Raw genomic sequence first — 26975 nt, forward strand, 5'->3', positions numbered from 1 at the left:
TAGTCCCGGGCGGATTCGAACCGCCGTCGTGGGCTCCAAAGGCCCATATGATTGGCCGCTACACCACGGGACTGCACGCGTTACTCACGCCGCAGCGCTTGAAAAGCCATCGGGTTGTACTCGCCGGCCCCACCGTCGCCTCGGCATCAGTCCGACTGGGTACCCCACCGTTCGGCCTGCGGTTCGACGCTAAACCCGCCGCACTCGGGGCAGACGTGGTGCTGCACGTCGAACGTCGCACCACAGCCGACACACGCGTACGGCGCTGATTCCTCCGTGCCTCCCAGCGAGTCGCGGGGTCCCACACCCGCGAGCGTGAGGAGACGACTAATCGCCGTTCTCCCATCCATATATGTTGAATTATTCGACACAGTCTTGAAAATGTGGGCTTCAATTCCGACCGGACGGGAATCTGTGTCGCGGTCGTCAGTCCGCCCGCTGCTCTTCAGTTTCGACGCTTTCGGTGGCGACCTCGAGGCGGCAACAGGCGTCCGTCTCGGGATCGAAACAATCGGGACAGGCTGCGTTCCGGTCGATGATCGTGTCCAGTCGCTCTGCGACCAGGTCGTCGATCACCGGTTCGAGTTCGCGCGCCTCCGCGCGGAACTCGTCGACCGAGAGGACGTTCGCGAGGAATCGCTCGATGATGCAGTACGTCTGTAGCGCGTCGCGGGCGCGGACGATCCCCTCGTCGGTCAGCGTCACACCCTTGTACTTCTCGTGTTCGGCGAGCCCGCGCGACTCGAGTTTCCCGATCATCTCGTTCGCACTCGCGGGACTGACACCCAGTCGGTCCGCGAGCGCGCCGGTCGATGCCGGGCCGTTCTCCATCTCCTGGAGCAGGTAGATCGCTTTGACGTACTGATCGGCCGTGTTCATCGTTCGTCCCCGTCGTGCGTCGTGTGTCGTCTCATGAGCGGTTGTTCATCACCTTCGTGACCTCCTCGACGCCGTCGGCCTCCTCCTCGCGGATCTCCACGAGGACGCCGATGAGGTGGTCGCGGTCGACGCCGAACGTCGCCTCAGACGCCCGCAGCGCGCCGACGAGGTCGTCGTAGAACTTGAACGCCGTCTCCTCGTTGGCGAGTTGATCGTAGAGGATATCGTCGAAGTCGTCCGGATCGGTGCTGCCGTACTGTGCTTCGACGAGCGCTTCGATCTCCTCGAACGGAATGCTCTCCGCGTCGAGTTCGTCGACGAGTTCCTCGAGGCGCTCGCGGTGCTCTGCAGACTCCGTGGCGGCGTGTTCCAGCAGCGACTCGATCTCTGGATCGAGCTCTGTCCCATCGTCGAGCGACTGGTAGTGTCGATATGACCGGGCTTCGACGACCTCCTCGAGGACGATGCCGATCTGGAGGAGCCGGGCGAGCTGGTGGTCGGAGTTGACCTGGTGGCCGACGCTCACGCGGGTACCTCCAAACTCGAACGCCACGAGCGATGCATACGAGAAGCGTTGTCGCTGACGAACTTAAGCGGTTCCCCTCGGCTGAAACGACCGCGTGGCACCCGGATCTATGGAGCCGTGACCAGCGGTACGCTCCCCCGAACGCGGGAAACCGTTTTGCCGTCGCAGTGGCGATAGGCCGTATGCTCTACGACGCAGCCTCGGACCCGGCGTCGCTGTCACCCGCGGCGCTCCGCGAGGCGTACGAGAACCAACTCCGAGCGGTCGTCGCCGACGTCGGCGTCGAGACGGCCGCGGACGAGTCCGGCGTCGACCGCGACGCCGTCGCAGCCGTCGCCGACGGTTCGGCTCCAGATCTCAGGATCACCGACGCCGCGGCGCTACTCGCACTCGACGAAGATCGTCCCGACGCCGAGACGATCGTGCTCGAACTCCGAGATCACCTCCTGATGGCGATGACGACCGGCGTCGTCGACGTCGATTCGATCGCCTCGAACGTCGACGTCGACCTCTCAGGCCAGGAGGTCCAGCAAGCCATCGAGGGGCGGACGGCGATGACGCTCGAACAGTTGGCGGCGATTCAGCAGTTCCTCGCCGAACGGAACGACCGGTAATGGCCCGGGTCGTTATCGTCGGGTGCGGCTACGTCGGACTCGAACTCGGACGACAACTCCGCGAGGCCAGCCACGAGGTGACGGGCGTTCGGCGCTCCGACGCCGGCCTCGACGCCGTCGCTGATACCGGCCTGAATCCCCAGCGCGCGGACGCGACCGATCCGGGCTCGCTCGCGGCCCTCCCGGACGCCGACTGGGTCGTCTTCGCGGCCAGTTCCGGCGGCCGCGGCGCTGCGGCTGCCCGCGAGGTCTACGTCGAGGGACTTCGGAACGTCATCGACGCCTACGCCGCGCGCGACGCTACGCCGGATCGCCTCGTATACACCTCATCGACGGGCGTCTACGGCGATCACGACGGCGCGTTCGTCGACGAGGACACGCCGATCGACCCGACGACAGAGAAGACGGCGGTCCTGGCCGAAGCCGAGCGAATCGCCATAGAAGACGCCGCTGCGGCCGGTATCGACGGCACTGTGGCCCGATTCGCAGGCCTGTACGGTCCCGATCGATATCGGCTCGACCGCTACATCGAGGGCCCCGTCACTGAGGGGTACCTGAATATGGTTCACCGCGACGACGCCGCGGGGGCGATCACTTTCCTCCTCGAATCCGATCTCGCCCGCGATTCGGTCGTCCTCGTCGCGGACGACGAACCCGCGGACAAGTGGACCTTCGCGGACTGGCTGGCCGCCGAGTGCGGCGTCGAGGCCCCACCGAAGCGCACGATTCAGGAGCGTCTCGCCGCACAGGACCTCTCTGAGGCCGCAACGCGGCGACTCCAGACGAGCAAACGTTGCGACAACGGCCGACTCCGGGACCTCGGATACGAGTTCGCGTACCCGACCTTCCGGAAGGGGTACCGGGACCCAATCGATGCGTACCGCGACGGAACGCCCGCATCAGACGTCTGAACGGCCGTTTGGGACTCACTGGTAGCCTCACTCGCCCGTGGGAATCTTCTTGAGGATGCACCCGCTGTGGGGCCGTATGGGATCCGCACGCTCCGGGCTGGTCGAGCGTGGGTTGCAGTTGCTCGACCGGACGATGGCCTTCGCCGTCGAGAACCCCGAGACGGTCGCCGCCGTCGTGGTCGGACTTCTCGCGTTCGTTGCGGGTCTGTACCTCCTCCGTCGCTTTACCCGGCCGCGTGGCGCGCGGCTTCTCGACGAACTCAAACAACTCGAGGAGGTCGCAGTGCTGTTACATCAGAACCCTGATCCGGACGCGATGGCGACCGGGATCGCCGTTGCGAGCCTCGCAAATCAGGTCGATACCGACGCCAGCGTCCAGTACACCGGCCAGGTGCGACACCAGGAGAATCGCGCGTTCCAGACCGTGCTCGACCTCGACATCGATCAGATTGCCCACGTCAGCGACCTCGCGGCCGAACACGTCGTTCTCGTCGATCACAACCGCCCCCGGGGGTTCGCCGGCGCCGACAGCGTCCTTCCCTTCGCAGTCGTCGATCACCACCCCGGTGACGGGACCGGCGAGGCGTTCACTGACGTCCGAACCGATTACGGCGCGACCTCGAGCATCGCCGCCGAGTACTTCGACGACCTGAACGCGACGCCGGTCCCGCCGTCGAAACACGAGAGCGAGGTCAATACCACCTACACAGTGCCGTCGCTCGTCGCCACGGGACTGCTCTACGGCATTCTGACGGACACGAAGCGGCTGACGTCCGGTTGTTCGGCCGCCGACTTCGGCGCGGCGGGCTTTCTGTACCCCGGGGTCGACGAGGACCGACTCGACCGGATCGCCAACCCCGAAGTCTCGACTGAGGTGTTGGAATTGAAAGCCCGCGCCATCGCCGGCCGCGACGTCCGCGGCCCATTCGCCGTCAGCGACGTGGGTTGCGTCTCGAACCCCGACGCGATTCCGCAAGCCGCCGACGAACTCATTCAATTGGAGGGCGTCACGGCGGTCGTCGTCCTCGGCGAACGCGAGGGGACGATCCACCTCTCCGGGCGCTCGCGCGACGACCGCGTCCATATGGGCCGGACGCTGGAGGCAACGCTTTCCACCCTCAAGAACGCCAGCGGCGGTGGGCACGCGCGGATGGGCGGCGGCCAGTTGTCCCTTCAAAAAGGGAGGGTCCGGACGGTCAGCGGTGAGGGCGTGAACCGGGACGCGCTCACCGAACGGCTCTTCGAGTCGCTGTCTGGCGACACCTGATCCGCTAGTCGCGGCCCCGTGCCGTGCGCGGTACGTCTGAGACGACGCCCGTTTACCTGTCCCGGCCCTACGCGTCGCTATGGCGACGAATCAGGGTACTTGGGCCTATCGCGACCGCTTCGGTGACGCGTTCGCCCGCACGTACTTCCGCCGGTTCGGTCCGGGCGTCGCATCGAGCGTCGGTCTCGGGACGTATCTCGGGGCACCGACGGGCGCAGTCGACGCCGACTACCGGGAGTCGATCACGTCGGCGCTGTCGGCCGGCATCAATCACGTCGATACGGCCATCAACTACCGGTGCCAGCGCAGCGAGCGGGCAGTCGGTGCGGCGCTATCGGAAGCCGACGTCGATCGCGAGGAAGTCGTGATCGCCTCGAAGGGCGGCTTCGTCCCGTTCGATGGGTTCCGACCCGAGGATCCCGCGGCGTACGTCCGGGAGATGTTTCTCGACACCGGCCTCCTGGCGCCCGAGGATCTCGCCGCCGGAAGCCACGCCATTACACCCGCGTTCATCGAGGCGATGCTCGACCGCTCGCTCTCGAACATCGGGATCGAGACGATCGACTGCTACTACGTGCACAACCCGGAGACGCAGTTGCAAGCCCGGAGTCGCGATGCGGTGTACGACCTGCTCGAAGCGACCTTCGAGCGGCTCGAACGGCGACGCGCCACAGGCGACATCGGGATGTACGGCGTCGCCACCTGGGAGGCGTTCCGGGTGCCGCGCGGTCACGGCTCGTACCTGTCGCTCCCCGAGGTCGTCTCACGAGCCGAGCGCGCCGCCGAAACTGTCGGTGCCGACGACGTCGGCCTGGGCGCGATTCAACTCCCGTTCAACGTCGCGATGGCCGACGCATTCACCGTTTCGGCACACCCCCACCCGGACGACGGCGAGTGCGTCAGCGCGCTCGAATACGCCCAGGCGACCGGGCTGGATGTCGTCGCGAGCGCGGCGCTCGCACAGGGCGATCTGGTGTCGTCGATTCCGACAGATATCGATGTAGAACTGCGCGGCGACACCGCGGCGCAGCGGGCGATCAACTTCGCCCGGAGCGCGCCCGGCGTCGCGACGGCGCTCGCCGGGACGAGTTCTCCGAACCACGTGCCAGAGAACGTCGCTGCCGGGACGTTTGAGCCGCTCGGTGCGCGCGCTTTCGACGCGGTTTTCGAGTAACTCTCATACCGACTGCTCGCCTGCAATCGGTGGTCTCAGCGCAGTTCCTTCCACTCGGAGTCACAGTTGGGACACCGGCGGATCGTGAACACTTCGTCGGGATCGTTTTCGGTCTTCAGCGACTCCCCGCACTCCGCGCAGTTGAGCCGACCGTAGGTGTCCTTTTCCAACTCCCCACTTCGGAGGCCCTTCCGTGTCGACTTCATACCTCGAATCTGGATGCCGGTCGGTAAAAAGATCCGTATCTCAGCAGGGGAATCGTAAGGGTTGATTAGGCCCGCGGCGAAGCCGGACCGTGTCTCGGGGTCGTCTCTTTGGTACGCTCTGTTCGATGATTCTTCTCGTCAACCTCGGGCGAGTCGTCTTCGCGCCGCTCCTGCAGGAGTTCATCGCGGTGTTCGGGATCGGCGAGGGGACCGCCGGACTGATCGCCACGATGGCGTGGCTGGGAAGCGCGCTACTGCGGCTTCCCACCGGCTTGATTCTCACTCGCGTGGCCCGCCACCGGGTAATCCTCGCGACCGGCGGCGTGTTGACCGTCGCCGCAGCGTTCACCGCGAGCGCGACGACGGTTCCAATGCTCGGCGCGGGCGCGCTCCTGATGGGACTTTCCTCGGGGACGTATCTCGTCGCCGCCAACCCGCTGGTCAGTGAACTCTACCCTGACCGGGTCGGCTGGGCCCTGGGCGTCCACGGGATGTCGAGTCAGATCGCGGCCGTCGCGGCCGCGCCGCTCGTCACACTCGCCTTGAGCCTCTTTTTCGAGTGGCGGGTCGTTTTTGTGGGTATCTCCGTCGCGGCCGCGGTCGTGACGCTCGCACTGTACGTCGCCGCGCGGCAGACACCGCTCCCCGAGGCGGGTGCCGACGACCGAGATCTGCTCGGTGCGATCCGCTCGGAGTGGCGCGTCGTCGGCCTCGGTGTCGTCGTTGTCGGGACGACCGGGTTCGTCTGGCAGGGGCTGTTCAATTTCTACGAACTGTATATGGGCACCAAGGGGATCCCCGACACCGTGGCGAAGAACCTCCTGACGGTGATCTTCGGCGCTGGTGTCCCGGCGTTTTTCATTTCCGGGCGGCTCGCGGACCGGCTGCCCCGGGTGCCTTACATTCTCGCGATCATCGGCGCGTTCACCGGCAGCGTGCTCGTCTTGACCGTGACCCGCGGCACCGTCGCGGTCGTGGCGCTCACGGCGGTGATCGGGTACGTCATCCACAGTCTCTTCCCCGCGATCGACACGCTCCTTCTGGATACGCTCCCCAGCGACGCGCGAGCCAGTGCGTACGCGTGGTACTCCGCAGGGATGATGATCCTCCAGGCCACCGGCTCCTCGGTAGTCGGGGCGCTCCGCGACGCTGGCCTCGCTTACGACGTCATCTTCACGCGCCTCGCACTCGCGCTCGGCGTCGTCGTCGTCGGGCTGATCACCCTACAGCGGATCGACAGGCTGCCGACGTAGCAGTCGCCCCCACCGACTGCCATATCTGTGTTCCGCACGCGGAGCACAGTACGTTCGTCCGCGATTGTGCCTTTGAGGGGGCTGTGGACGCACAGCTCCAACGGTACTCATCTGTGGGCAAACAGTCGGCACGGGCTGCCTCGCTCCCACCGTCGTCGTGCCGAGCGACCGCTGCCGACGCGGGGGTGCTCTCAGCACATACTCTGTCTGGCCGCGGTTTCGTATATAAACCTGCGCCCACGACGGCTTTCGCTGACGATTGCGTCGGGTCACGCCCTCCGGAACCCCCGGGCTTTTGCTCGTGCCGCCCTGAGAGGGCCTCGATGGAATACGTGCAAGCGAGGGTGACGACGCTTCACGACCTCGCTGACCCGGTCCCGACCGCTCCGACCGATCGGACAGCGGTCGTGGTGCCAATGAGCGAACGTGACAGCGAAACTGCTGCCGCCGACCGAGTGTTCTCGACGCTCGAAGGGCTGAACCCCGCGCGGGTCATCGTCCCGCTGCGTGCCGACGCGACGCGCGTCGCCGCGATCAGCGAGTGGCTTTCGACCTATGACCTCCGGACGGAACTGCTGTGGTGTGACGGCCCCCGGATCGCCGATCTCCTCTCGGACGCTCATCTCGACGGCGCTCGCGGAAAGGGCCGCGACGTCTGGCTCGGCCTCGGTCGCGCGACGACCGAGGAGTTCGTCGTCGTCCACGACGCCGACACGACGACGTACGACGAGTCGTTCGTCTCGCGCCTGTTGTTCCCCCTGGCCAACGGCTACGACTTCTCGAAGGGCTACTACGCTCGCGTCGAGAACGACCGCCTCTACGGCCGGCTCTTTCGGCTCTTTTACGCCCCGCTGGTCCGTGTGCTGCTCGACGAGCGTCCCGATCCGTTCCTGAAGTATCTCGACGCGTTCCGCTACGCGCTCGCCGGGGAGTTCGGGGCCACTGCACGCGCTGCCAGGCAGATCCGGACGCCGCGTCGGTGGGGGCTCGAAGTCGGCACGCTCGGGGACGCCTTCGACGTCGCTGGATTCGACGGAACCGCACAGGTCGATCTGGGCAAGTACGAACACGATCACCGCTCGGTCGACGGGTCGGCGGGACTCTCCGAAATGAGCCGCTCCGTCGGCGAAACGCTGTTGCGGACAGTCGTCGAACACGGCGTCGAGATCGACTTCGACACGCTCGAATCGCGCTATTGCGGGGCGGCCCGCACGCTCGTCGACCAGTACGCACAGGATGCGGCGTTCAACGGCTTCGAGTTCGACCGCGAGCACGAACGAACGCAGATCGACCGATACGCCGATGCCGTTCGAGCACCCGACTCCCCCGACGACCGACTTCCGGCTTGGGAGACCACGTCGCTCTCGCCGGGCGCGGTGGCCGACGCGGCGACCGCCGACCTCGCCGACGTCGTCGGCGCCGGAGACCCCAGCGAGCGGCGACGGCTGAACCGCTCCAGCGACGCGGAGTCGCCCCTGCAGTCGGAGTCGGAGCCGACGCCCTCCGGCGCGACACACCGGGAGGTGGGCGAGTGACGACGGCCATCGACTCACCGTTCGACCCCGACGGACTCGCCGGTATCGTGGATCTCTTCGGGGCGTTGACTCCGGCGGAACTCGAGCAAGCCCTCTCGGAGTTGGCGTTCAAGCGCGGAACCGACCTCGACGAGAGCGCGGTTGCCACCGCGATCGACGAGGCGGTTCGCTCCTACGCACTCGTCCGATATGCGACGGGCGCCGCCGACAGCGAGAACGGGGCCGGTGGCACTGCTGATGACGACGCTCCCGGCGACCAGACGCTCCTCGCCCCCGGGCCGGCAGCGTTCCCAACGCTCCCCCCGAACGCGGAGGACCTCCCACGCATCCTCGACGTCGACCCGCGTGACGTCAACCGCGACACCGCCGCCGAAGCGCTGGCCGAACGATTCCGCGCGGACGCCGCGCGGGCGGTGTCGGCCGGTGACGGCGCCGAGATCCGCCGGCTGCTCGATCTGACGTACGACGTCGCGGTCTGGGCGGAGTCGATCGACGTCGACGACGTTCGCGACCGACTGGACGCCGCCCTCGAAGACGGAGCGTGATCGCGAACCCGCGGCGATCCCTCACGGATGCTCAGCGGACAGTATAAGCCCCCGCAGCGTGTATCCATTACCGAGTATGCATCTCCCGAGGGTGTCGGCCCACACGCCGTCGACAGTCGACGACGCGGGCAAACAGGCGGCGGTGCTCGCACCCATCCTCGTCCGTGACGGGACAGAACACATCCTGTTCACCAAGCGCGCAGATCACCTCGGCGAGCACCCTGGACAGATGAGTTTTCCCGGCGGGTCGCTGGAACCGGAGGACGCGGATCTTCAGGCGACCGCGCTGCGCGAGGCCGACGAAGAGATCGGTTTGCTAGCGGCCGAAACCACGATATTCGGCCGTATCGACGACATCCGGACGGTGACCGACTACGCCGTCCGACCGTTCGTCGGAGGCGTTCCCGACCGCCAGTACGATCCCGACGAGCGGGAGGTTGCCGAAGTGGTCGCCCTCCCGGTCCCGGAACTGATCGATCTCGACAACTACGAATCAGAGCGCCGCGAACACCCGATCTACGGCGATCACCGGGTTCACTACTTCCACGTCGACGACTACACTGTCTGGGGGGCGACGGGGCGGATGCTCGTTCAGCTGCTCGAACTCACGACAGAGTGGGTTATGCCCGAGGAGCCGGATCGAGTTGTCGACGCTGACGCGGAACTTCCGGTCTAAATCTGTTCTACGCGCCCGGCGTCAGTTTGGGCAGTCGCACCTGAAGCGTCCCGGCGTCGGTGACTGTCGCCGAGGCCGCCTCGGGGTCGATCGCTGCCTCCGCTGGAATCGGCGCTGCGCCGTCCAGCGAGAGCCCGCGACCGGGGAACCGCATCTCGAACCCTTCGCGGAAGTCGCGGAACCGGTCGAGTCGGACCTGCACTTCGCCTTCGCGGAACTGCACTTGTACGTCCTTCTCGCGGATTCCCGGCGCGTCGAAGACGACGAGGTAGGCCTCGTCGCTCTCGAGGAGGTCGTACGGCAGGGGCCTGCCCTCCTGGACGCGGGCGATGCTCCGACCGACTCGTTCGAGGGCGTTCTCCGCAATCGACGCACCGATCTCGCGGAGGCGCTCAGGGTCGCCAAGGCGGCCGATGTCGTCGAGGCCGCTCATAGTTCGATCGCCTCCAGCGGCTCGTTTGCTTTGCAGTACGGGCAGACGAAGTCGGAGACACCGACCTCGTCAGGCATCTCGTAGGTGTAGTGGAGTTCAAACATATCCATCTCGCACGTGTCGGCTGTACAGCGGACTTCGAGCGTTGCAGGCATAGGTGCAAATAGGCCCGCCACGATGATAAACGCGCGGGCTCGCGCCCGCCGGTCGTGCCTCAGGCCTCGATCCCGAGTCCCGCAACGTCGATGGCTGCGTCGACGTCGGCGTCGTCGTGGATAATCGCGCTGACTGCTCGCGTAATCGACTCCGGTTCGTCGTGCTGGAAAATCGAGCGGCCCATCGAGACGCCCGCCGCGCCGGCGTCCATTGCGCCGCGGACCATCTCGGCGGTCTCCCGATCAGTGCCGCGACTGCCGCCGGCGATGACGACGGGCAGTCGGGTGGCTTCACACACCCGCTTGAAGGAGTCTGCCTCTCCGGAGTAGGCGGTCTTCACTACGTCTGCATCGAGTTCTTCGGCGATCCGGACCGCGTGTGCGAGGCTCTCGGCGTCGTGTTCGTCGACGCCCGGGCCACGGGCATAACTCATCGCAAGTACGGGGACCCCGAGCCGGTGAGCGGTCTCTGTTACCTCGCTGAGTTCGGCCAGTTGATCCGGCTCGTAGTTGCTGCCGACGTTGATGTGAAACGAGACGGCGTCGGCGCCTGCCCGGAGTGCCTGTTCGACGCTTCCGGTCCGTCGTTTATCCTCCTCGTCGGGACCGATCACGCTCGATCCGTTGAGGTGGACGATGTACCCTTTGTCGTTCTTGTTCGGATGGACGCGCGGGGCGACCCCTTTCTGGGTGAGGACGGCGTCTGCGCCGCCGCGCGTGATCGCATCGACGGTCGATTCGAGGTCAATGAGCCCCTTTACCGGGCCCATAGTGATGCCGTGATCCATTGGGACGATGAGGTACCGCCCCCCTGTCGATATCCGGTCGAGTCGCGCGGAAAGTCCTGTATTCATCGTGTGTGAGACTGTGGCAACCGTTGGTTATTTGCCTTCCGCTTGGGGCACACGTTGTTCGTATCCGCGCAGTGCCCCCTGTTTGAGTTCGCGGGCCTTCGATTCGAGCTGGTCCGCGATCGCCTCGGCCGAATCATCGCGCTCGACGCCGTCACCCACGATATCGACCAGCACGCTCCCGACGATGATGCCGTCCGCGCCCCCACTGACGATCCGCTCGGCGTGCTCGCCCGTTTTGATCCCAAAGCCGACCGCCTTCGGGACGTCGTACTCGGCGATGCGTTCGAGACTCTCCGCGGTCTGCCCGGAGACGTCCTCTTTTGCGCCCGTGACGCCCAGTCGCGCCTGCACGTACACGTAGCCAGAGACCTGCGACATAATCTGCTCGAGGCGGTCCCCACGAGTTGTCGGCGCGACGATGAACACCAGATCCAGGCCGAACTCGTCGCAGGCCTCACGGAGGGGATCAGCCTCTTCGGCAGGGAGGTCGGGGACGACGAAGCCCGAGATTCCGGCCCTCGCGGCGCGCTCGACGAACGGCCGCGGCCCCGATTCCGCCCCGTACTGGTAGATCAGGTTGTAGTACGTCATACAGACCAGCGGCACGTCGACGGTGAGGTCGTCCACGAACTCGAAGAACCGATTAGGTGTCATCCCACCCTCCAGCGAGCGGACGATCGCGCTCTGGATCGTCGATCCTTCCGCGATCGGTTCCGAGAAGGGGAGTCCGAGTTCGATCACGTCCGCCCCCCCACGCGCTAGGGCCTCGACGTACTCGAGCGAGGACTCGTAGTCGGGGTCGCCTGCGGCGAGGTACGGCACGAACGCCGGTCCGTCGGCGAAGGCTTCCACGAGGTCGGGGTTGGCGTCCCCACCCATCTCAGATTCCTCCCGAGAACTCTGCCATCGACGGTGCGCCCTCGATGTCGCGCTTCTCGGTCTCTTCGATTACGGTTTGGAGGTCCTTGTCGCCCCGGCCAGAGACGTTGATAACGATCGTCTCGCCGAGTTCCTCGTGGTGCTCCTCGAGGTAGCCGAACGCGTGGGCTGTCTCCAGCGCGGGGATGATCCCTTCGAGTTGCGAGAGTCGGTGGAACCCTTCGAGCGCACTGACGTCGTCGACGTTGACTGCCTGCACGCGATCGTCGTCGACGAGTCGAGCGAGTTGCGGGCCGACGCCTGCGTAGTCGAGGCCCGCAGAGACGCTGTGGCTCTCCATAATCTGGCCGTCGGAGTCCTGCAGGATCTTGGTTCGCGCGCCGTGGAGCACGCCTTCCTCGCCAGTCGATAGCGACGCCGAGTTCGGCGCGACGCCTTCCTCCTCGTCGACGTCGAGGCTCGATCCGCCCGCCTCCACGGCGTAGAGTTCGACGCCCTCGTCGTCGATGAAGTTCGCGAACGCACCCATCGTGTTCGAACCGCCGCCCGCACACGCGAGAACAGCGTCCGGGAGGCCGCCGGTCTGTTCGTCGAGTTGCCGACGTGCCTCTTCGGAGATCACGCTGTGGAAGTCCCGCACCATCGCCGGGAAGGGATGCGGGCCGACGACCGATCCGATGACGTAGTGGGTGTCCTCCACGTTGGTCGCCCAGTCGCGCATCGTCTCGGAGATGGCTTCCTTGAGCGTGCCGCGCCCCGTGGTGACCGGGTTCACCGCCGAGCCGTTGAGTCGCATCCGGAAGACGTTCGGCCGCTGGCGGTTGATGTCGCGTTCGCCCATATAGATCTCACAGGGCATATCCAGGTGCGCTGCCGCCATCGCCGTTGCCGTGCCGTGCTGGCCCGCGCCGGTCTCGGCGACGATCCGCTCTTTGCCCATATACTTCGCCAGGAGGACTTGCCCGAGCGCGTTGTTGAGTTTGTGTGCGCCGCCGTGGAGGAGGTCCTCGCGCTTGAGGTATACCTCACGATCGTAGCGCTTCGAGAGCCGCTCAGCGTACTGCGTAGGCGTCGGTCGGCCGCCGAAGTCCCGGAGTCGAGCCCGGAACTCGTCCATAAATCCGTCTTCGTTCTCCAGCACGTAGCGCTCGTAGGCGTCTGTCAATTCCTCGATTGCCGGCATCAGCACCTCTGGCACGTACTGTCCACCGTACTCTCCAAACTTGCCGTCTGCGTACTTCTGTGTCATTGTGTCTCAGTCTCCGTGTCTGTCGCTGTCTCGCTCGCTCTATTACCCCTCTGGGCGTCCACCCCTGTCAGCCGTTCGGTGTTCGCCCGCACGTCGCCGTCCATAATCGCCGTGCCGATCAGCAGGGCGTCCGCACCCGCCTCGCGCATCCGTCGGACGTCTGCGACCTCCGAAATACCGCTTTCGGCCAGCAGCGTCACGTCGTTGGGCACGTCCGGCGCGAGACGTTCGAACGTACCCAGATCGACCACCAATTGGCCGAGATCGCGGTTGTTGACGCCGATGATCTTCGCACCGACGTCGAGTGCGCGCTCGAGTTCCTCGCGGGTGTGGACTTCTACGAGGGGCTGGAATCCTCGCTCACGCGCCGCCTCGTACAGCGTCGCGAGCGAGTCAGTTCCCGGTTCGTCGAGGAACCGCGCGATGAGCAGGAGGAGGTCGGCCTCGACGGCGTCCAGTTGCGCCTCGCGAACGACGAAGTCCTTCCGGAGAACCGGCACGTCGACGGCCTCGCGCACCCGCCGGAGGTTCTCCACCGACCCGCCGAAGTGCTCGGGTTCGGTCAGGACCGATAGCGCGCTCGCGCCGCCGCCCTCCATTGCCGTTGCGAGATCGACGGGGTCGTCGGCCCGCTCGCCGTCGGTCGTCGGGCTCGTCGGCTTCACCTCGGCGACAACCGGGATGCGTCCCGCATCCTCGGTCGCTCGGACTGCCTCGGGAAACGGCCGGGCGTCGACGTCGACAGTTCCGCCACCGTCGGATCGCTCCCGAGCCGACGCAAGTATCGACCGGACTTCTGGAGCAAGTTTGTCCTCACTAGCGTTCATCTATGTTCATTAACGGACTTTTCTGCACATAAGGTTTGCGTGTCGATGGCCGCCGATCTCGATCGACTCGTCAAGGTTCAAGCCTGCGGACGCATTATTCTGCGGTATGGATGTTGGTGTCTTCGCTCGCGACTCTGATCGACTGACGCACGCGGTCGAGATCGGAATCGCGAGCGGCCGCGTGATTAGCGTCTCGTTCCCCGAAACGCCACCCGCGGACGCCGAAGCGGACCACCCGCTGCTCGATCGGGTGTTCGCCTACCTCGCTGGCGAGAACGATCACTTCAACGACGTCGACGTCGCCCTCACGGTCCCGACCGACCAGCGGAGCGTTCTCGAGGCGACGCGTAACGTCCCGCACGGTGAGACAGTATCGCTCGACCGGGTCGTCCGGATGGCCGGCCTCGACTCCGACGAGAGCGCGGATCTCGACGCCGCCCGGACGGCGCTCTCGGGGAATCCCGTTCCGCTCTTCGTTCCGGATCACCGTGTGCGCAACGCGCCCGGCGGCCCGCCGGCGTCGGTGGCAGAGCGGCTGCGTGAGATCGAGTCGGCCTGACGGTCAGGCGCCGTCCGGACGACGGCTCGCTATCGCTCGGCGATGTCGCTGATCTCTGCGGCACTCAACGCCCGGCGGTAAAACCGGTAATCGTCGACGCCGCCGTCGTACTCTTTCCAGCCGTCCGAGCCGTTGTTCCCGAACATCAGTACCGTCGTGTCCATCCCGGTCAGGTCGTCGGTGTACTCGATATCGTACTCTTCGCTCCCGTCCAGATACAACCGCATCCGGTCTTCGGACTGCTCGTAGACGAACGCGACGTGGTGCTACTGCCCGTCGAGGACGTCCGTCTCGCTCTCGTTCATCGTATTGTCGCCCGCCGTGAAGAGGAAGACCTCCCCGTCGGTGGTGCAGAACGTGCCGACCTGATCGCCGTTCTTGGAGGTGATCTTCCAGATGAGGTCGTCGTTCCACGTCGAACTCGTGCCGTCGTCTTGGATCCAATAGCAGAACGTCAGCGGTTCGTCGTCGGCGATCGCCGCGATGTCCGCGGAGGCGAAGCCAGGCCAGAACGCGCCCTGTGACCCCTCCGACCCGGAATCGTACGTGACGCCCGACCCCGAGAGATCGTAATCGCCGGTGGTGTCCGTCAGATCGCCCTCGAACCGATATCGCGCCAGGAGCGCGTCGTCCCCCTCCGGAGTCGGCGTTGCAGTCGACGTGGGCGTGGCAGTGGTCGTTGCGGTGGCAGTCGTTGTCGGCGCCGCAGTGGTCGTTGCGGTGGTAGTCGCCGTCGCTGTCGGTGCGCCCGTCTCGGCCGCGGTGTCCGCGGTTCCAGTCTCCACTCCGAGGGCGACGGGGGGGCCGTCTCCGCGGGCGTCTCGGTCGCTGCCGGCGTCGCTGTCGGTTCCTGTGTCCGTTCGGACTCCTCGGCCGGGTCGCCCATCTCGACCCGGACCGGGGGAATCTCGGCGGTGCAACCCGCCAATCCTGTCAAGGCACTAGCATCGACATCGAACCCATCGTACGAAGCAACGTCCGCCGCTGTCTGTCGACCATCTCAACTAACCGTCACGCCCCTGCTATTTTTGTCCTTTGAATGACACAGATACCGACGCGTGTTCGCACACGAACCCCTGCTCGACGCTCACGCCCCTTCGGGCGTCCACTCGACCCCCAATCCCTCGTGGACGACGAACTCTAAGGCGTTGATGAGGTAGTGCGCGACGACCACGGCGAGGAGGCTTCCGGTCACGACGAACGCCGCCGCGAGCACGAACCCGAGCACGCCAGTAACGAGTACGCCGAGTCGACCCTGCGCTCCGTGCCCAAGTGCGAACGCGGCCGAGGAGACGGCCGCCATCACCCACGGTGAGACTCCGTATCCCGCGGCGACGACGCCGATGAGCGCTCCCCTGAAGAGCAGTTCCTCGAAGCCGGCGATTATGGGCAACACGACGAGCAGGAGCACGACCCACCCGCCGCGTGTCTCCGGTGCGAGCGCGCTCCGCAGCCGTTCACCGTCGCCGACACCGAGTCCCACGCGCGCGCCGACGGCCGCGCCGGCCTCGTTGGCGACGTAGAGCGCGACGCCTAGTCCGACACCGACCGCGACGACTCGCAGGTCGAGCGGTCCGACGCCGAACGCCCACGCGGGGATCTCGGCGTACCAGGCACCGACGAGCAACAGTAGCGCGAACAACCCCTGTGAGAACGCGACGTTCGCGAGAAGTGAGGCCGTCGAGAAATCAGCGACGTCGCGTCCGTCTTCAGGGTCGGGCTGGACTTGATCCGGGTGGAACTTCACGCCCGACTTCGGGAGCGCGATCGTCTCTCCGTCGGCCCCGTCGTCGGGGGGGTGGACGGTGTCGCTGGTCGGTTCACCGAGTTCATCCGCGGTGGGCGGGGATTGCTCGGCGTCGTACTCACGCGTGGTAGATCCCGAGAGGATGCTACTAGAAGCGTATGAAAGCAAGAGTAGTGCCGCGGTGGCGACGAACGCGAACCCGGCGAACGTCGCCCACTCGGGCATTCGGATCGACTACTGCGGGCTCGGACTCGACGGTCCGGAGACGTTCTCGCCCTGCGTCTGTGAGAGCGCCGAACCGGTGATGCTCTTGAGGCGGGCGACGAGCGAGTCCTTCTCGGGTTCGCCCTCCAGCGCGATGTCGAGGACCTCGCTGATGTGCGAGACGGGGATGATCTCTACCATCTCCTCGTACTCCTCTTCGATCATCACGTCCTGGGTGTTCGCGGCCGGGATGATGATCCGGTCACACCCGGATTTCGCAGCGGCCTCGATCTTGTGAGTGACGCCGCCGACGGGCAGGACGTCGCCGCGGACCGAAAGACTCCCAGTCATCGCGAGCGACTGATCGACGCCGACGTCCTCCAGCGCGGAGATCACGGCGGTCGCGACCGTGATCGAGGCGGAGTCGCCGTCGACGCCCTGCTGGCCGGCCTGGACGAACTGGATGTGGATGTCCTTCTCGGAGATGTTCTCGTCAGAGAACTTCTTGATGATCGCCGAGACGTTCGAGACGGCCTCCTGGGCCATCTCCTTCAGTTGTCCGGTGGCGATGACCTCGCCGGGGCCCTGCGAGGGCGTGACCTCGGCCATCACGGGCAGCATAATACCGGAGTCTTCGCCCATCACGGCCAGGCCGTTGACGCGGCCGGCCTGGTAGCCCTCCGAGACCTGCAGTTCGTAGTCCTTGCGGCGCTCGATGTAGTCGTCGGCGAGCTGTTGCTCGATCGACCGGCTCCGGCCCTTCGCCTGGAGCACGTGATCGCGCGTGACGAAGTCAGCGTCGTCGGCACGGGCGATGTCGCCTGCGACCCGGACCAGGCCGCCCAAGTTACGCAGTTTGAGCGTGAGGTGACCCTTCCGACCGGCGCGCCGCCGCGCTTCGAGGATGACTTCTTCCATCGCCTCCGCGGAGTACTCCGGTAGCCGGCCATCTTTCGCGACCTCTTGGGCCACGAAGCGGCAGTACTTCCGGCGCATCTCGGGGGTGTCCTCGATGGTGTCGTCCATGTACACCTCGTACCCGTAGCCCTTGATCCGCGAGCGCAGGGCGGGGTGCATATTCTCCATCGCGTCGAGGTTCCCCGCAGCGATCATAATGAAGTCTGTCGGGACGGGTTCGGTCTGGACCATCGCGCCCGAGGAGCGCTCGGACTGACCGGTGATGTGGAACTCACCTTCCTGGATCGCCGTCATCAGGTGCTGCTGGCTGCGGATGTCGAGCGTGTTGATCTCGTCGATGAACAGCACGCCCTTGTTCGCCTTGTGGATCGCACCGGGCTCGACGCGGTCGTGGCTCGGCGTCTCCATCCCGCCGGACTGGAACGGGTCGTGGCGGACGTCGCCGAGCAGCGCACCGGCGTGAGCGCCCGTTGCGTCCTCGAACGGCGCCGTCGTCGTGTCGGCGTTGTTGACGATGAGGTTCGGCACCATCGCGTCGCCGCCGCGGGAGCCGTAGCGGAACGCGAGGTAGATGACCCCGGCCGCGAGGATCCCGAGCAGAATCTGGCCGGCGATGATGAACGAGTACCCGATGACGATCGCGATGATGATCCACATCAGGAACGATCGCATCTGGTTCCGCTTTCGGGCTTCTTCTTTGTGTGCGTCGACGATCTGATCGCCTTTGCCAGCGGGAACGGTCCGGACCTTCGGGTTGTTCCCGTCGTCGGGGTTGTGATAGACCAGAACGTCTTGGAGCTCTTCGGGCGGCAGCAACTCGGACATCGCCTTCGCCAGCATCGACTTGCCGGTCCCGGGCGAACCGATCATCATCACGTGCCGCCGTTGCTTTGCGGCCTTCATCACGACATCACGGGCGTGTTCCTGGCCGATCACCTGATCGACCAGTCGGTCTGGGACGTCGATTTCGGCGGTAGAGCCGATCTTGAGACCGCCGAGGAGGTCGTCCTCGTTGACGTCGTCAGCGACCTCGGCATCGACTTCAACGTCGCTCCCGAGGTCGTCAATCGTTCCGTTAGTGTCGCCGTCGGAGCCGGGGTGTCCGTTCCGTGAACCGGACCGGTCGCCGCGCTCCTCGGGGCCGACGATATCGGACGGATCGTCTGGGATCCCCTCTGGGGTCCCGACGTCGTCGTCAACCGGGGGCGAATCGGGCCGCTCGTCGGTGACGTCGCCCTCCTCTTCGGGGGCGTTGTCGTCGGTTTCCGTGTCGTTACTCATAGGATTCTTCGCTATTTACTCTCAAGGTCGGGCGACTGATATACTTTCTCCCCAAATTCTCACACCCTGAAACACGGATATCGGTACTCTGAGGTGTTTTATACGCTGTATTTCGACATCATCACATCTCGGGGTATTTATAAATGAAGAAGCCGACAGGGGAGGTATGCGGGGGTTCTACATCGGTCGGTTTCAGCCCTACCACAACGGGCACCACCGGATGGTCGCAGAGATCGCGAGCGAGGTCGACGAACTCGTCCTCGGGATCGGGTCAGCGAACGACTCACACAGCCCGCGGAACCCGTTTACCGCTGGCGAGCGGGTGATGATGGTCACGAAATCGGTGGCGGAACTCGATGTCACCACCTACGCAGTGCCGATCGAGGACCTCGACCGCAACTCTGTGTGGGTGAGCCACGTTCAGAGTATGTCTCCGGCGTTCGACGTCGCCTACTCGAACAACCCGCTCGTCATCCAACTGTTCTCCGAGGCGGGCGTCGACGTCCGCCAATCGCCGATGTTCAACCGCGACGTGCTGGAGGGCGCGGAACTCCGAGAGCGGATGATCAGCGGCGACGACTGGCGGGGTCTCGTTCCGGAACCGGTCGTCGAGGTGATCGAGGAGGTCGATGGAATCGAGCGGATCCAGCGCGTCAGCGACACCGACGCCAACGGCGGGGAACTGAACCGCGCGCACGCCGGCAGCGACGAAACCAGCGACCCCGAGTGACACCGAGATGATCACGCTCGCATCGGATTTCGGCTCACCCTACCCTGCGGCGATGAAGGGCGTCGTCCTCCAGCGGTCCGACGCGCGCCTCGTCGACGTCGCTCACGACCTCCCCCGTCAGGACGTCCGCGCTGCGGCCTTCTGGTGCCGCGAGACGCTCCCGTACTTCCCCCCCGCCGTCCACCTCGTCGTCGTCGATCCCGGCGTCGGAACCGACCGCGACGCCCTCGTCGTCCGCGTGGGCGAGCACGCTCTGGTAGCCCCCGACAACGGGGTGGTGGTACCGGCCGCGCGCCGTCTCGCCGAGCGTGCGGCCGCGGATTCGGACGACGACGCCCCAATCGAATGTTTCTGCTACGACTACCAAGACCCCGCGTCGGCGACGTTCCACGGCCGCGACGTGTTTGCCCCCGCGGCCGCAGCGGTCCACGAGGTCGGCGTTACAAATCTAGGGACGCTGGAGCCGATCGACCGCATCGAATCGATGGCACCTGGAGCGTCGCCAGAGACAGTCGTCGACTGTCGCTTCCCCGATCCCGCGGTGGATTCGACGGAAGCCCGCGGCGAAGTCCTCGTCGTCGACGACTTCGGCAACGCGATCACCAACGTCCCGGGTTCGTTCCTCGACGGCCGCGTCGGTGAGGCGGTCGCGGTGAACGGCACGTCGGCGACGGCTGTCGCTGCCTTCGACGACGTCGACGTCGGCGACCGACTGGTGACTGTGGGTAGCCACGGATACGTCGAGTGCGACGTCAACCGGGGCCGCGGCGACGCGGCGTTCGAACTCGATCCCGGCGACGACGTCGTGCTCTCTCTTTGATTCTCGAAAATCTACGGTCAACCGCCGTCTCGACCGTCAGTTCGCAGCGATGACGTCGTCGACGCGGACGATCATCGTCGCGGCCTCGGTCGCTGCGGTGATCGCCTCGCGTTTCACTGCGGCGGGGTCGAAGACGCCGGCCTCGATGGGATCAGCGACTTCGCCGGTTCGACCGTCCGAGATGACGCCTGCGACGCCCTCGCGATCGAACGTCGCGCGGAGTTCGACAATGGCGTTGATGGGGTCCATTCCGGCGTTCGCCGCGAGCGTCCGGGGAAGCGCCTCGACAGCGTCGGCGAAAGCCTCGACGGCGAGTTGTCGGCGCCCGCTCACGCTGCTCGCGGCCGAGCGGACACGCTCTGCGATCGCGACCTCGGTCGCGCCCGCACCGGGGACGACGCCCCCGGACGCGATTGCCGCCACCGTCACGTCGATGGCGTCCGATATTGCCCGCTCCAACTCGTCGACGACGTGTTCGGTGCCGCCGCGGAGCAGGAGCGTGACCGTCTTCGCGGCGTCACCGCCCTTGACGAACGCGAGGTCGTCATCGCCGCCCCGATCGACAGCGACCCGGTCCGCGTGGCCGAAGTCTGCCGTATCGGGATCACCCACGCTTCCCAACTGCCTCGCTCCGGTGGCGCGAGCCACCGCCCGCGCGTCCTCGGTAGTGAGGCTCTCGAATGCGACGATTCCGCGTCGTTCGAGGTGGTCGGCCACACGATCGGCGATCGACTTCGTACAGAAGACCACGTCGACGCCGGCGTCGTCGAGCGCCGCCGCGTATCCGGCGAGTTCGGCGTCTTCGGCCTCGACCGCGGCAGCGAGTTGCTCGACGGACGAGATCCGATACTGCGCGTCGCTCTCGCCCTCACGAACGTCGAGTTCAGTGGTCACGACGGCGACCGTCGCGTCCTCGACCTCCCTGGGCATCCCGTCGCGAAGTGGGGCCTCGTCGACGACGACCCCCTCGATCAGTTCCGTCGCCGAGGCGGCGCCCCCGACACGAGTGAGTAGTCGGACGTCGCCGGGATCGAACCGGCTCTCGCCGTCGTAGACGGCACGGACGGCATCGACGACGTACTCGGCGAGGACCGCCGCGGACACGTCGCCCGTGCCTTTGCCCGTCATCGAGGACACCGCTACCGCCGTCAGCAGGTCGTCGTCGAGTGGGCGGTCGAGCACCTGGCTCCCGATCGCCTCTCGTGCGATCCGCGCGGCCTCGGTGTATCCCTCGACGATCACCGTCGGGTGGAGGTCGTCGTCGAGGAGGTCCTCCGCTCGGACGAGGAGTTCGCCGGCCAGCACTGACGCCGTCGTCGTGCCGTCGCCGACGCTGTCCTCCTGTGACCCGGCGACTTCGACGATCATCTGGGCCGCGGGGTGTTCGATGTCCATTTTATCCAGGATAGCCGCCCCGTCGTTGGTGACGACGACGCTACCGCTCGTATCGACGAGCATCTTGTCCATTCCGCGCGGGCCGAGCGTCGTTCGGACCGCGTTCGCTACGGCCTTCCCCGCTCGAATATTCGACTGCTGGGCGTCGCCGCCGCGAGTCCGCCGACTGGTCCCCGAGAGGACTGACAGGGACTGCATACGTGTAGACATACTTATGTAAACCTCACAAGCTGGGAGGACAGCAGTTCTATATATACGTATCGACAGTGCCCGACTCGTGTGCCGACCCAAAAGCCGATGCCTCCCGGCGACGGTCGCCAAGGTATATTGGGGTCGCCGAGACAACGTTGGACGATGCTGGAGTTGAACCACGGGTTCAGGGTCGTCGACTTCCGCGCGCGATTGGACCCGAGCGACGAGGCGGAGGTGGCGACCCGCGGCCGAGAGACGACTCCCGACGCCCTCGAACGCGAACTGCACCAAGCCGGCGTGGTCCGGGCAGTCGTTACGCCCGGGAGTCGCCCGCCGGGCGAGGGGTACCTTCGCGCCAACAACGCCGTGGCACGCCTGAGTGTCGACCGTCCCTTTCTCGCGGTCGCGCGGATCGACGGCCCGCGTGATCCGGGGTCCCGTGCGTCGGTCCGCCTGCGCAACCTCACTGCGTCCCGCGAGCCACATCACGCCAGTCCCGAAGACATCGAGCAGTACGCGTACGACGACCGCTTCCACGGGTTCTCGCTGGATCCGACGACGGACGGTCTCCCGGACGACGCGACGCTCGACCGACTCGAAGACGTCGAACTGCCGCTCGTCGTCCACGGCGGGCAGGACTTCCCACCGGACGCGGTCGCCGAGGCGGTGCTCGACCGGGATCTGCCGGTCGTCCTCGGCGGCTTCGGCGGCTACCCCCTCAATCGGGAGTGGATGAACGCGGCGATCGACCTCCTCGACGACCACGACCGTCTGTATCTCGACACGCATCAGGTCAGGTTTCGCAGCGTGCTCGAGCGCGCGTTGCTCGAACACCCCGACCGCGTCCTGTTCGGCAGCGGTGCGCCGGAGATCCACCCGAGCGTGGGCGTGATGGAGATCCTGACGCTCGACGTTTCGGAAGACGCGATGCGACGCGCGTTCTCCGCCAACGCCTCACGAGTGGTTCCCGGACTGGCGCCCGGCGAATCGTAGGTGGCCCGTTCGTGGGCCCGGGTGGCGCGTTAGCGGCGGTCGTACTTCGCGACGGCCCGGTCGGCGCGCTTCGAGCACCCGTGTGGGTTTCGCGACGGCGACCGGTCGCGAGCCCGTGCCACGAGTCCGTCGGAGCAGCCTGTCGCAACGCCGATCAGGACGTCTCGGCCGTTACCGATCCAGGCTGTCGGAGTTCCCTCTCCGGCGAGAACGTCACGGGCGGCTGACAGCCCGTCGGAACCGGCGTGGCTGGCGATCCGCCGGACGATCGTGGGGCGGACGCCGTAGTTCTTCACCAGCCGATAGGCGAGCGCGCGGTACTTCTGCCCGAGGTCGCGGTCGGTGACACCGCCGTCGGCCTCGTACTCGGTCCGGACGCACATCTCGGTTTCCCACGCGACTTCGTAGTCGAGGCCGGCCAGTCGGTGGGCGGCGTCTTGGGCACCGCCCGTTTCGAGATACTCGTCGAAGCCGTCGAGTTCGTCGAGCACCGGCGCTCGGAACGCGACGTTCCCGCCGTTGAAGTACGTCACTTCGCGTCCACGGACCTGTCGAGCCTCCCGTTCCGTCGTCGTCATCCCCGCCGGAAGCGTCTCGTGGACCGGCCCGGTCACGACCGGCGCGCGGGAGAGACTCGCCCTGACGGCGTCGATCCACGTCTCCTCGATCGCGAGGTCGTGCCGGAGAAACGCGATGGCATCCCCGGAGGCCGCTCGAAGCCCGGCGTTTCGGGAGACGTTCAGCGTGCGGTCGGACACTTCGACGAGGACGTCGACGTCGTCTCTGTCGCGGACCATTCCGGTGGTCCCGTCCGCGGAGGGACCGTTGACTACCACAGTCTCGGCGTCGGGGGCGTTCGCAGCCAGTACGTCCAGCGTGGCCGCGAGGCGGTCCCGACCGTTGAGCGTCGGGACGACGACCGAGAGTTCCATACCCGTCGGTTGCGACACGAGAACTTAAATGTCGCACCTCGGCGCGACCGCCTCGTCGGGGGGCTCGGGTCCGTTCTGCGGGAGTTATCAGGTGAACTATAGTAGCGTTTGCACGTCTTCGCTCACTCGATCGGACGACTGCGTGCGATCGGCTGTGTAATCAGTTGCACACGCTACTATACTATTCTGCGCCGTCGACGGTCGCGGTCCAGTACGAAACCGACGCGAGGGCGTCGCCGACGTCCCACGGCCCGACCGCCGCCTCGCCGAGCGACGTGTCGACGTCGCGGAACTGCTCGGCGACGCCGTTCGGGATCTTTCGGTAGAATCCGTAGGGCAGCAGGAAGTCGTGTTCGTCGCTCACCAGTCGCAGACCCGCATTGTCGAGCAATCGGTCGACCTGCTCGGTGGAGTAGAGGTGCGATCCCATCGGGAGCAGCCAGTTGTACGCGACCCGCGTACTCCGTTCGTTGAACGTGTCGAAGAAGACGAGATTCTTGGAAACGCGCGCCATCTCGGTCATAAACTTCGCCGGAGTCTCAGCGAGGTGGAAGAACCGCATCGCGAAGACGACGTCGAAGTGATCGTCGGGAAACGGCAGTCGAGCGGCGTCGCCGCGGAGGAACTCGATATGGTCGGCGACGCCCACGCTCCGGGCCTTTTCCCGACCCTGAGCCAGCATCGCTGCAGAGATGTCGAGACCGACGATGTTCGCTCCACGTTCGGCTAACAGCGCCGTGAACCGTCCCGTCCCGCAGGCGATTTCGAGGATTTTTTTGCCGCCGACTGGACCCAATGCTTCGAGAACGGCTCGCTTCTCACGGTCGTCGATGAGTCGCCCGCCCCGGGAGAATCGTTTCGAGTCGTACTCTCGGGCCACGTCGTCGGCCTGGTACCACTCCTTTCCTTTCACGGTATCTTTCCGTCCTCACTCCCAGACTAAAACCGTACTGGAAGCGCGCTGGTCTGTGTCTCGGCGTCAGTCCCTGTCCCGTCCGCAGATTGGACCGCCAGTGGGAGCCGTCCTTATATGGATATATATTGTACTGACTGTATTCACACACTTGTAGCCAACCTTTACCACGAAAACGTCTTTGTATTCGGGTATGAGCACCAGTACCGCAGACCTCGATGATGACGATCTCCTCTCGGAGTCGGAGTACCGCGACCGCCTCCGCGAACTCCCCCCAAGTGCGAAACTCGTCGCGAAGGTACTCGAGGGTGACGCACCGCTCTCGCAAGGACAACTGGCCGAGGAGTCGCTCCTCCCGGATCGGACGGTCCGCTACGCGCTCAACCGTCTCGAGGATGCCGACCTCGTTGGCTCCCGGTACAGTTTCAAGGACGCCCGGAAGCAGGTCTACTACCTCAACACGTAGACACTCACGTCTGCCAGCTTCCCGACGTCCGCGTCGTCAGCCGTGACTCACCCCCGCGGAAGACAGCGACCTGTGGCGCCGAGTACGGACTCGTCTCCCCGATGAATCCCGTGACTGCTTTACCAGTGATTCCGCCTGCCGAGAGCAACTGTTGCTCTGTTGTTCAGAGGTGTATTTACCGTGACAACTAATCTCGACGGCGCACTCCCGGTCCGGCGTGTGGCCGTCTCCGTCGATGCCCCGGTCCCGACGGGATCGGTCAACGCCTACCTCGTCGGCGACGACCCCGCGTTGCTCGTCGATCCACAGCGGCGAACCGAGGCGCTTGACGATGCTGTCGCCGACGTATCTGTCGAACATATCGCCGTCACCCACGCGCATCCCGACCACGTCGGCGCAGTCGAAGCCTACGCCGAAGCGACGGGCGCGACCGTCTGGTGTCGTTGCGGTCGCGAGGGTCGCTTCACCGACCAGACCGGGATCGAGCCTGACCGAACGTTCGTCGAGGGCTCCGAACTGCCCGTCGGCGACGGTGTCGGTGTCATCGACACTCCCGGGCACGCGCCTGACCACGTCGCCTTCGAGACTGCGGCCGGAACGCTCTGCGGTGACGTCGCCATCGAGGAGGGAAGCGTCGCCGTCGCGGCGCCTGAGGGCGACGTCCGGGCGTATCTCGTCGCGCTTCGGCGACTCCACGCGCGGGACCCACCCGCGCTGTTCCCGGGACACGGCCCAACTATCGAGAATCCCCGCGCAACCTGCGAGCGACTGCTCCGCCGGCGGCTCGACCGCGAACGGAAGGCGCTCGCCGCCATCGAGGCCGGCGCTCACGACGTTGACGCCGTCGTCGACGCCGTCTACGATCGGGACCTCTCCGGCATCCGTGGGTTCGCACGGGCGACAATCGTTGCCCACCTAGAGAAACTCGACGCTGCGCGTCGCGTGCGCTTCGACCGCGAGGCGAAAACGGTCGAACTCCTGTGACCACAGTTTCTGCGACCGAGAGGACTTAGTCCGCGCCGCTCTGACTTCGACGCGTGACCGACGCACCGTCGCTTGAGACCGAACTTGAGCGCGCCCGCGACCTGTCGGTGTCGTCACTCGCTGACGCCATCGAGTCGATCGGTTTCGAGTGTACCCGCTGCGGCGCGTGCTGTAAGGGCCACGAACGCGAGGACGGCGGAGGCACGGAGCCACACACCGCGACCGTCTTCCCCGACGAAGTCCGCGAACTACAGTCTGGGGCGGGTGAGACGGCCGATGCCGCGTCGGACTACGACTGGCGCGACGTGGCCCGGCCGATGCCGTACGGCCTCGTCGACGGCGACGACGGCCCCAAGGGCGAGACGTTCGAGTGGGCGCTCCAGACGGACGCTTGCGGCGACTGCGTCTTCTACGAGGAGGTCGGCGAGCGCGCAGACGGCACCGCGAAAGGAGCCTGTCAGGTCCACGAGGACCGCCCCCTCATCTGTGAAACGTACCCGTTCAGCGTCGCGCTCGGTGGGACCAGCCAGCCGATGGGCGAGGCGATCGATGAGGCGGGGATGGTCCGCGCTCACGAGTGTGAGGGTCTCGGCCGCGACATCTCTCGCGCGGACGCCGAGGAACTGGCCGCGGCGCTCAGAACGCGAGCGATCCGGGAACTCGAGGAGGCGATCGGTGTCCGGGACAACTACGCGCCGGCCGACGCAGACGGCGTGGTCGTCTACGACTCCGAGGGGCCGAAGCGTCCCGACGGCACGCCGGTGTCGGACGACGCGTAATCCGACGGCATCGCCTCCGTCCACAACATCGCTTCTGTCCGCCGTCTTCGACCGGAATTCGCGCCCCCACAGCCGTCTC

At 66.0% G+C, this 26975-nt stretch carries 30 protein-coding genes, 1 tRNA gene and 2 pseudogenes; 15 read left to right on the forward strand and 18 right to left on the reverse strand.

The window, feature by feature from the left end; genetic code table 11:
• From ABEI27_RS11020 to ABEI27_RS11035, 4 genes are all read right to left on the reverse strand, one after another.
• Positions 1 to 73 (reverse strand) — tRNA-Gln (locus ABEI27_RS11020).
• A gap of 73 nt (positions 74 to 146) precedes the next feature.
• Positions 147 to 350, reverse strand: coding sequence for a hypothetical protein (locus tag ABEI27_RS11025; RefSeq protein ID WP_375799455.1), 204 nt, complete (start codon positions 348 to 350; stop codon positions 147 to 149).
• Between the two features lie 76 nt (positions 351 to 426).
• Positions 427 to 879 carry a metal-dependent transcriptional regulator gene (locus ABEI27_RS11030; protein WP_375799456.1) on the reverse strand — a complete coding sequence of 151 codons (453 nt, stop codon included), beginning with the start codon at positions 877 to 879 and terminating at the stop codon, positions 427 to 429.
• 31 nt (positions 880 to 910) lie between these two features.
• Entirely contained in the window at positions 911 to 1405 is a 495-nt protein-coding gene (locus ABEI27_RS11035; protein WP_375799457.1) for a ferritin-like domain-containing protein, read from the reverse strand.
• Positions 1406 to 1587: 182 nt separating this feature from the next.
• Between ABEI27_RS11035 and ABEI27_RS11040 the strand changes: the two genes are divergently transcribed.
• From ABEI27_RS11040 to ABEI27_RS11055, 4 genes are all read left to right on the forward strand, one after another.
• Complete coding sequence (locus ABEI27_RS11040; RefSeq protein WP_375799458.1) at positions 1588 to 2019, forward strand: DUF5791 family protein; 432 nt, start codon at positions 1588 to 1590, stop codon at positions 2017 to 2019.
• On the forward strand, positions 2019 to 2930 hold the full coding sequence (locus ABEI27_RS11045; RefSeq protein WP_375799459.1) for an SDR family oxidoreductase: 912 nt from the start codon (positions 2019 to 2021) through the stop codon (positions 2928 to 2930). Before ABEI27_RS11040 ends, ABEI27_RS11045 begins: the two co-directional genes overlap by 1 nt.
• A gap of 76 nt (positions 2931 to 3006) precedes the next feature.
• Positions 3007 to 4197 carry a bifunctional oligoribonuclease/PAP phosphatase NrnA gene (locus ABEI27_RS11050; RefSeq protein ID WP_375799460.1) on the forward strand — a complete coding sequence of 397 codons (1191 nt, stop codon included), beginning with the start codon at positions 3007 to 3009 and terminating at the stop codon, positions 4195 to 4197.
• Between the two features lie 79 nt (positions 4198 to 4276).
• Positions 4277 to 5371: an aldo/keto reductase gene (locus tag ABEI27_RS11055; protein ID WP_375799461.1), complete on the forward strand. Its 1095-nt coding sequence runs from the start codon at positions 4277 to 4279 to the stop codon at positions 5369 to 5371.
• Between the two features lie 35 nt (positions 5372 to 5406).
• Here the strand turns inward: ABEI27_RS11055 and ABEI27_RS11060 are convergent, their stop codons facing one another.
• Positions 5407 to 5577, reverse strand: coding sequence for an HVO_0758 family zinc finger protein (locus tag ABEI27_RS11060; protein ID WP_375799462.1), 171 nt, complete (start codon positions 5575 to 5577; stop codon positions 5407 to 5409).
• Positions 5578 to 5702: 125 nt separating this feature from the next.
• Here ABEI27_RS11060 and ABEI27_RS11065 point away from each other — a divergent pair, with 125 nt between their 5' ends.
• The 4 genes from ABEI27_RS11065 to ABEI27_RS11080 all read left to right on the forward strand — a co-directional run bounded on the left by ABEI27_RS11065 (position 5703) and on the right by ABEI27_RS11080 (position 9586).
• Entirely contained in the window at positions 5703 to 6830 is a 1128-nt protein-coding gene (locus ABEI27_RS11065) for an MFS transporter (RefSeq protein ID WP_375799463.1), read from the forward strand.
• A 323-nt stretch (positions 6831 to 7153) separates the two neighbouring features.
• Positions 7154 to 8365 (forward strand): glycosyl transferase family 2, encoded by a 1212-nt coding sequence (locus ABEI27_RS11070; protein WP_375799464.1) that lies wholly within the window; start codon positions 7154 to 7156, stop codon positions 8363 to 8365.
• Positions 8362 to 8910 carry a hypothetical protein gene (locus ABEI27_RS11075; protein ID WP_375799465.1) on the forward strand — a complete coding sequence of 183 codons (549 nt, stop codon included), beginning with the start codon at positions 8362 to 8364 and terminating at the stop codon, positions 8908 to 8910. Before ABEI27_RS11070 ends, ABEI27_RS11075 begins: the two co-directional genes overlap by 4 nt.
• A 76-nt stretch (positions 8911 to 8986) precedes the next feature.
• A complete protein-coding gene (locus ABEI27_RS11080; protein WP_375799466.1) occupies positions 8987 to 9586 on the forward strand; it encodes an NUDIX hydrolase in 600 nt (199 codons plus the stop codon).
• A 25-nt stretch (positions 9587 to 9611) separates the two neighbouring features.
• Here the strand turns inward: ABEI27_RS11080 and ABEI27_RS11085 are convergent.
• The 6 genes and pseudogenes from ABEI27_RS11085 to trpC all read right to left on the reverse strand — a co-directional run.
• Positions 9612 to 10019: pseudogene (locus tag ABEI27_RS11085) on the reverse strand (Hsp20/alpha crystallin family protein); the annotation flags it as partial.
• The gene (locus ABEI27_RS11090) at positions 10016 to 10174 is read right to left on the reverse strand and encodes a hypothetical protein (RefSeq protein ID WP_375799467.1); all 159 of its coding nucleotides are present in this window, start codon (positions 10172 to 10174) and stop codon (positions 10016 to 10018) included. The gene ABEI27_RS11090 and the pseudogene ABEI27_RS11085, both read right to left, overlap by 4 nt.
• Positions 10175 to 10233: 59 nt before the next feature.
• The gene (locus ABEI27_RS11095; protein ID WP_375799468.1) at positions 10234 to 11028 is read right to left on the reverse strand and encodes a 2-amino-3,7-dideoxy-D-threo-hept-6-ulosonate synthase; all 795 of its coding nucleotides are present in this window, start codon (positions 11026 to 11028) and stop codon (positions 10234 to 10236) included.
• A gap of 27 nt (positions 11029 to 11055) precedes the next feature.
• The gene (gene trpA, locus ABEI27_RS11100) at positions 11056 to 11907 is read right to left on the reverse strand and encodes a tryptophan synthase subunit alpha (protein ID WP_375799469.1); all 852 of its coding nucleotides are present in this window, start codon (positions 11905 to 11907) and stop codon (positions 11056 to 11058) included.
• A 1-nt stretch (position 11908) separates the two neighbouring features.
• On the reverse strand, positions 11909 to 13156 hold the full coding sequence (gene trpB / locus ABEI27_RS11105; RefSeq protein ID WP_375799470.1) for a tryptophan synthase subunit beta: 1248 nt from the start codon (positions 13154 to 13156) through the stop codon (positions 11909 to 11911).
• Positions 13153 to 13983, reverse strand: coding sequence for an indole-3-glycerol phosphate synthase (gene trpC / locus ABEI27_RS11110; protein WP_375799471.1), 831 nt, complete (start codon positions 13981 to 13983; stop codon positions 13153 to 13155). The genes trpB and trpC overlap by 4 nt, the downstream gene beginning before the upstream one ends.
• A 106-nt stretch (positions 13984 to 14089) precedes the next feature.
• Here trpC and ABEI27_RS11115 point away from each other — a divergent pair, with 106 nt between their 5' ends.
• On the forward strand, positions 14090 to 14542 hold the full coding sequence (locus ABEI27_RS11115) for an MGMT family protein (protein ID WP_375799472.1): 453 nt from the start codon (positions 14090 to 14092) through the stop codon (positions 14540 to 14542).
• Positions 14543 to 14571: 29 nt separating this feature from the next.
• On the opposite strand, the pseudogene ABEI27_RS11120 reads toward ABEI27_RS11115, so the two are convergent.
• From ABEI27_RS11120 to lonB, 4 genes and pseudogenes are all read right to left on the reverse strand, one after another.
• Positions 14572 to 14796: pseudogene (locus ABEI27_RS11120) on the reverse strand (LamG-like jellyroll fold domain-containing protein); the annotation flags it as partial.
• A 12-nt stretch (positions 14797 to 14808) separates the two neighbouring features.
• On the reverse strand, positions 14809 to 15327 hold the full coding sequence (locus ABEI27_RS11125) for a hypothetical protein (RefSeq protein ID WP_375799473.1): 519 nt from the start codon (positions 15325 to 15327) through the stop codon (positions 14809 to 14811).
• A gap of 302 nt (positions 15328 to 15629) precedes the next feature.
• A complete protein-coding gene (locus ABEI27_RS11130; RefSeq protein WP_375799474.1) occupies positions 15630 to 16514 on the reverse strand; it encodes a lysostaphin resistance A-like protein in 885 nt (294 codons plus the stop codon).
• Positions 16515 to 16523: 9 nt separating this feature from the next.
• Positions 16524 to 18692 carry an ATP-dependent protease LonB gene (lonB, locus tag ABEI27_RS11135; RefSeq protein ID WP_375799475.1) on the reverse strand — a complete coding sequence of 723 codons (2169 nt, stop codon included), beginning with the start codon at positions 18690 to 18692 and terminating at the stop codon, positions 16524 to 16526.
• 166 nt (positions 18693 to 18858) lie between these two features.
• On the opposite strand from lonB, the gene ABEI27_RS11140 reads away from it, so the two are divergent.
• Positions 18859 to 19422 (forward strand): nicotinamide-nucleotide adenylyltransferase, encoded by a 564-nt coding sequence (locus ABEI27_RS11140; RefSeq protein WP_375799476.1) that lies wholly within the window; start codon positions 18859 to 18861, stop codon positions 19420 to 19422.
• A 7-nt stretch (positions 19423 to 19429) separates the two neighbouring features.
• Positions 19430 to 20242: an S-adenosyl-l-methionine hydroxide adenosyltransferase family protein gene (locus ABEI27_RS11145; protein WP_375799477.1), complete on the forward strand. Its 813-nt coding sequence runs from the start codon at positions 19430 to 19432 to the stop codon at positions 20240 to 20242.
• 36 nt (positions 20243 to 20278) lie between these two features.
• On the opposite strand, the gene thsA is transcribed toward ABEI27_RS11145, so the two are convergent.
• Positions 20279 to 21835 carry a thermosome subunit alpha gene (thsA, locus tag ABEI27_RS11150; protein WP_375799478.1) on the reverse strand — a complete coding sequence of 519 codons (1557 nt, stop codon included), beginning with the start codon at positions 21833 to 21835 and terminating at the stop codon, positions 20279 to 20281.
• Positions 21836 to 21991: 156 nt separating this feature from the next.
• Between thsA and ABEI27_RS11155 the strand changes: the two genes are divergently transcribed.
• Positions 21992 to 22822, forward strand: a complete 831-nt coding sequence (locus ABEI27_RS11155; RefSeq protein ID WP_375799479.1) for an amidohydrolase family protein — start codon at positions 21992 to 21994, stop codon at positions 22820 to 22822.
• Between the two features lie 29 nt (positions 22823 to 22851).
• Here ABEI27_RS11155 and ABEI27_RS11160 read toward each other — a convergent pair whose 3' ends face one another.
• Both ABEI27_RS11160 and ABEI27_RS11165 read right to left on the reverse strand, forming a co-directional pair.
• On the reverse strand, positions 22852 to 23754 hold the full coding sequence (locus ABEI27_RS11160; protein ID WP_375799480.1) for a glycosyltransferase family 2 protein: 903 nt from the start codon (positions 23752 to 23754) through the stop codon (positions 22852 to 22854).
• Between the two features lie 181 nt (positions 23755 to 23935).
• The gene (locus ABEI27_RS11165) at positions 23936 to 24667 is read right to left on the reverse strand and encodes a class I SAM-dependent methyltransferase (protein WP_375799481.1); all 732 of its coding nucleotides are present in this window, start codon (positions 24665 to 24667) and stop codon (positions 23936 to 23938) included.
• A gap of 193 nt (positions 24668 to 24860) precedes the next feature.
• On the opposite strand from ABEI27_RS11165, the gene ABEI27_RS11170 reads away from it, so the two are divergent.
• The 3 genes from ABEI27_RS11170 to ABEI27_RS11180 all read left to right on the forward strand — a co-directional run bounded on the left by ABEI27_RS11170 (position 24861) and on the right by ABEI27_RS11180 (position 26896).
• The gene (locus ABEI27_RS11170) at positions 24861 to 25133 is read left to right on the forward strand and encodes a MarR family transcriptional regulator (RefSeq protein ID WP_375799482.1); all 273 of its coding nucleotides are present in this window, start codon (positions 24861 to 24863) and stop codon (positions 25131 to 25133) included.
• Between the two features lie 180 nt (positions 25134 to 25313).
• Positions 25314 to 26117, forward strand: a complete 804-nt coding sequence (locus ABEI27_RS11175; protein WP_375799483.1) for an MBL fold metallo-hydrolase — start codon at positions 25314 to 25316, stop codon at positions 26115 to 26117.
• A gap of 53 nt (positions 26118 to 26170) precedes the next feature.
• On the forward strand, positions 26171 to 26896 hold the full coding sequence (locus ABEI27_RS11180) for a YkgJ family cysteine cluster protein (RefSeq protein ID WP_375799484.1): 726 nt from the start codon (positions 26171 to 26173) through the stop codon (positions 26894 to 26896).
• Positions 26897 to 26975: the final 79 nt, after the last annotated feature.

It is taken from the genome of Halobellus sp. (assembly GCF_042218505.1).
In the GTDB taxonomy this organism is placed as follows: domain Archaea; phylum Halobacteriota; class Halobacteria; order Halobacteriales; family Haloferacaceae; genus Haloquadratum.

Coding starts and splice junctions, on each gene's coding strand:
- ABEI27_RS11025 (WP_375799455.1), bottom strand. CDS start 350: ATGGATGGGAGAACGGCGATTAGTCGTCTCCTCACGCTCGCGGGTGTG.
- ABEI27_RS11030 (WP_375799456.1), bottom strand. CDS start 879: ATGAACACGGCCGATCAGTACGTCAAAGCGATCTACCTGCTCCAGGAG.
- ABEI27_RS11040 (WP_375799458.1), top strand. CDS start 1,588: ATGCTCTACGACGCAGCCTCGGACCCGGCGTCGCTGTCACCCGCGGCG.
- ABEI27_RS11045 (WP_375799459.1), top strand. CDS start 2,019: ATGGCCCGGGTCGTTATCGTCGGGTGCGGCTACGTCGGACTCGAACTC.
- ABEI27_RS11050 (WP_375799460.1), top strand. CDS start 3,007: ATGGGATCCGCACGCTCCGGGCTGGTCGAGCGTGGGTTGCAGTTGCTC.
- ABEI27_RS11055 (WP_375799461.1), top strand. CDS start 4,277: ATGGCGACGAATCAGGGTACTTGGGCCTATCGCGACCGCTTCGGTGAC.
- ABEI27_RS11060 (WP_375799462.1), bottom strand. CDS start 5,577: ATGAAGTCGACACGGAAGGGCCTCCGAAGTGGGGAGTTGGAAAAGGAC.
- ABEI27_RS11065 (WP_375799463.1), top strand. CDS start 5,703: ATGATTCTTCTCGTCAACCTCGGGCGAGTCGTCTTCGCGCCGCTCCTG.
- ABEI27_RS11070 (WP_375799464.1), top strand. CDS start 7,154: ATGGAATACGTGCAAGCGAGGGTGACGACGCTTCACGACCTCGCTGAC.
- ABEI27_RS11080 (WP_375799466.1), top strand. CDS start 8,987: ATGCATCTCCCGAGGGTGTCGGCCCACACGCCGTCGACAGTCGACGAC.
- ABEI27_RS11090 (WP_375799467.1), bottom strand. CDS start 10,174: ATGCCTGCAACGCTCGAAGTCCGCTGTACAGCCGACACGTGCGAGATG.
- ABEI27_RS11095 (WP_375799468.1), bottom strand. CDS start 11,028: ATGAATACAGGACTTTCCGCGCGACTCGACCGGATATCGACAGGGGGG.
- trpA (WP_375799469.1), bottom strand. CDS start 11,907: ATGGGTGGGGACGCCAACCCCGACCTCGTGGAAGCCTTCGCCGACGGA.
- trpB (WP_375799470.1), bottom strand. CDS start 13,156: ATGACACAGAAGTACGCAGACGGCAAGTTTGGAGAGTACGGTGGACAG.
- trpC (WP_375799471.1), bottom strand. CDS start 13,983: ATGAACGCTAGTGAGGACAAACTTGCTCCAGAAGTCCGGTCGATACTT.
- ABEI27_RS11115 (WP_375799472.1), top strand. CDS start 14,090: ATGGATGTTGGTGTCTTCGCTCGCGACTCTGATCGACTGACGCACGCG.
- ABEI27_RS11130 (WP_375799474.1), bottom strand. CDS start 16,514: ATGCCCGAGTGGGCGACGTTCGCCGGGTTCGCGTTCGTCGCCACCGCG.
- lonB (WP_375799475.1), bottom strand. CDS start 18,692: ATGAGTAACGACACGGAAACCGACGACAACGCCCCCGAAGAGGAGGGC.
- ABEI27_RS11140 (WP_375799476.1), top strand. CDS start 18,859: ATGCGGGGGTTCTACATCGGTCGGTTTCAGCCCTACCACAACGGGCAC.
- ABEI27_RS11145 (WP_375799477.1), top strand. CDS start 19,430: ATGATCACGCTCGCATCGGATTTCGGCTCACCCTACCCTGCGGCGATG.
- thsA (WP_375799478.1), bottom strand. CDS start 21,835: ATGCAGTCCCTGTCAGTCCTCTCGGGGACCAGTCGGCGGACTCGCGGC.
- ABEI27_RS11155 (WP_375799479.1), top strand. CDS start 21,992: ATGCTGGAGTTGAACCACGGGTTCAGGGTCGTCGACTTCCGCGCGCGA.
- ABEI27_RS11160 (WP_375799480.1), bottom strand. CDS start 23,754: ATGGAACTCTCGGTCGTCGTCCCGACGCTCAACGGTCGGGACCGCCTC.
- ABEI27_RS11170 (WP_375799482.1), top strand. CDS start 24,861: ATGAGCACCAGTACCGCAGACCTCGATGATGACGATCTCCTCTCGGAG.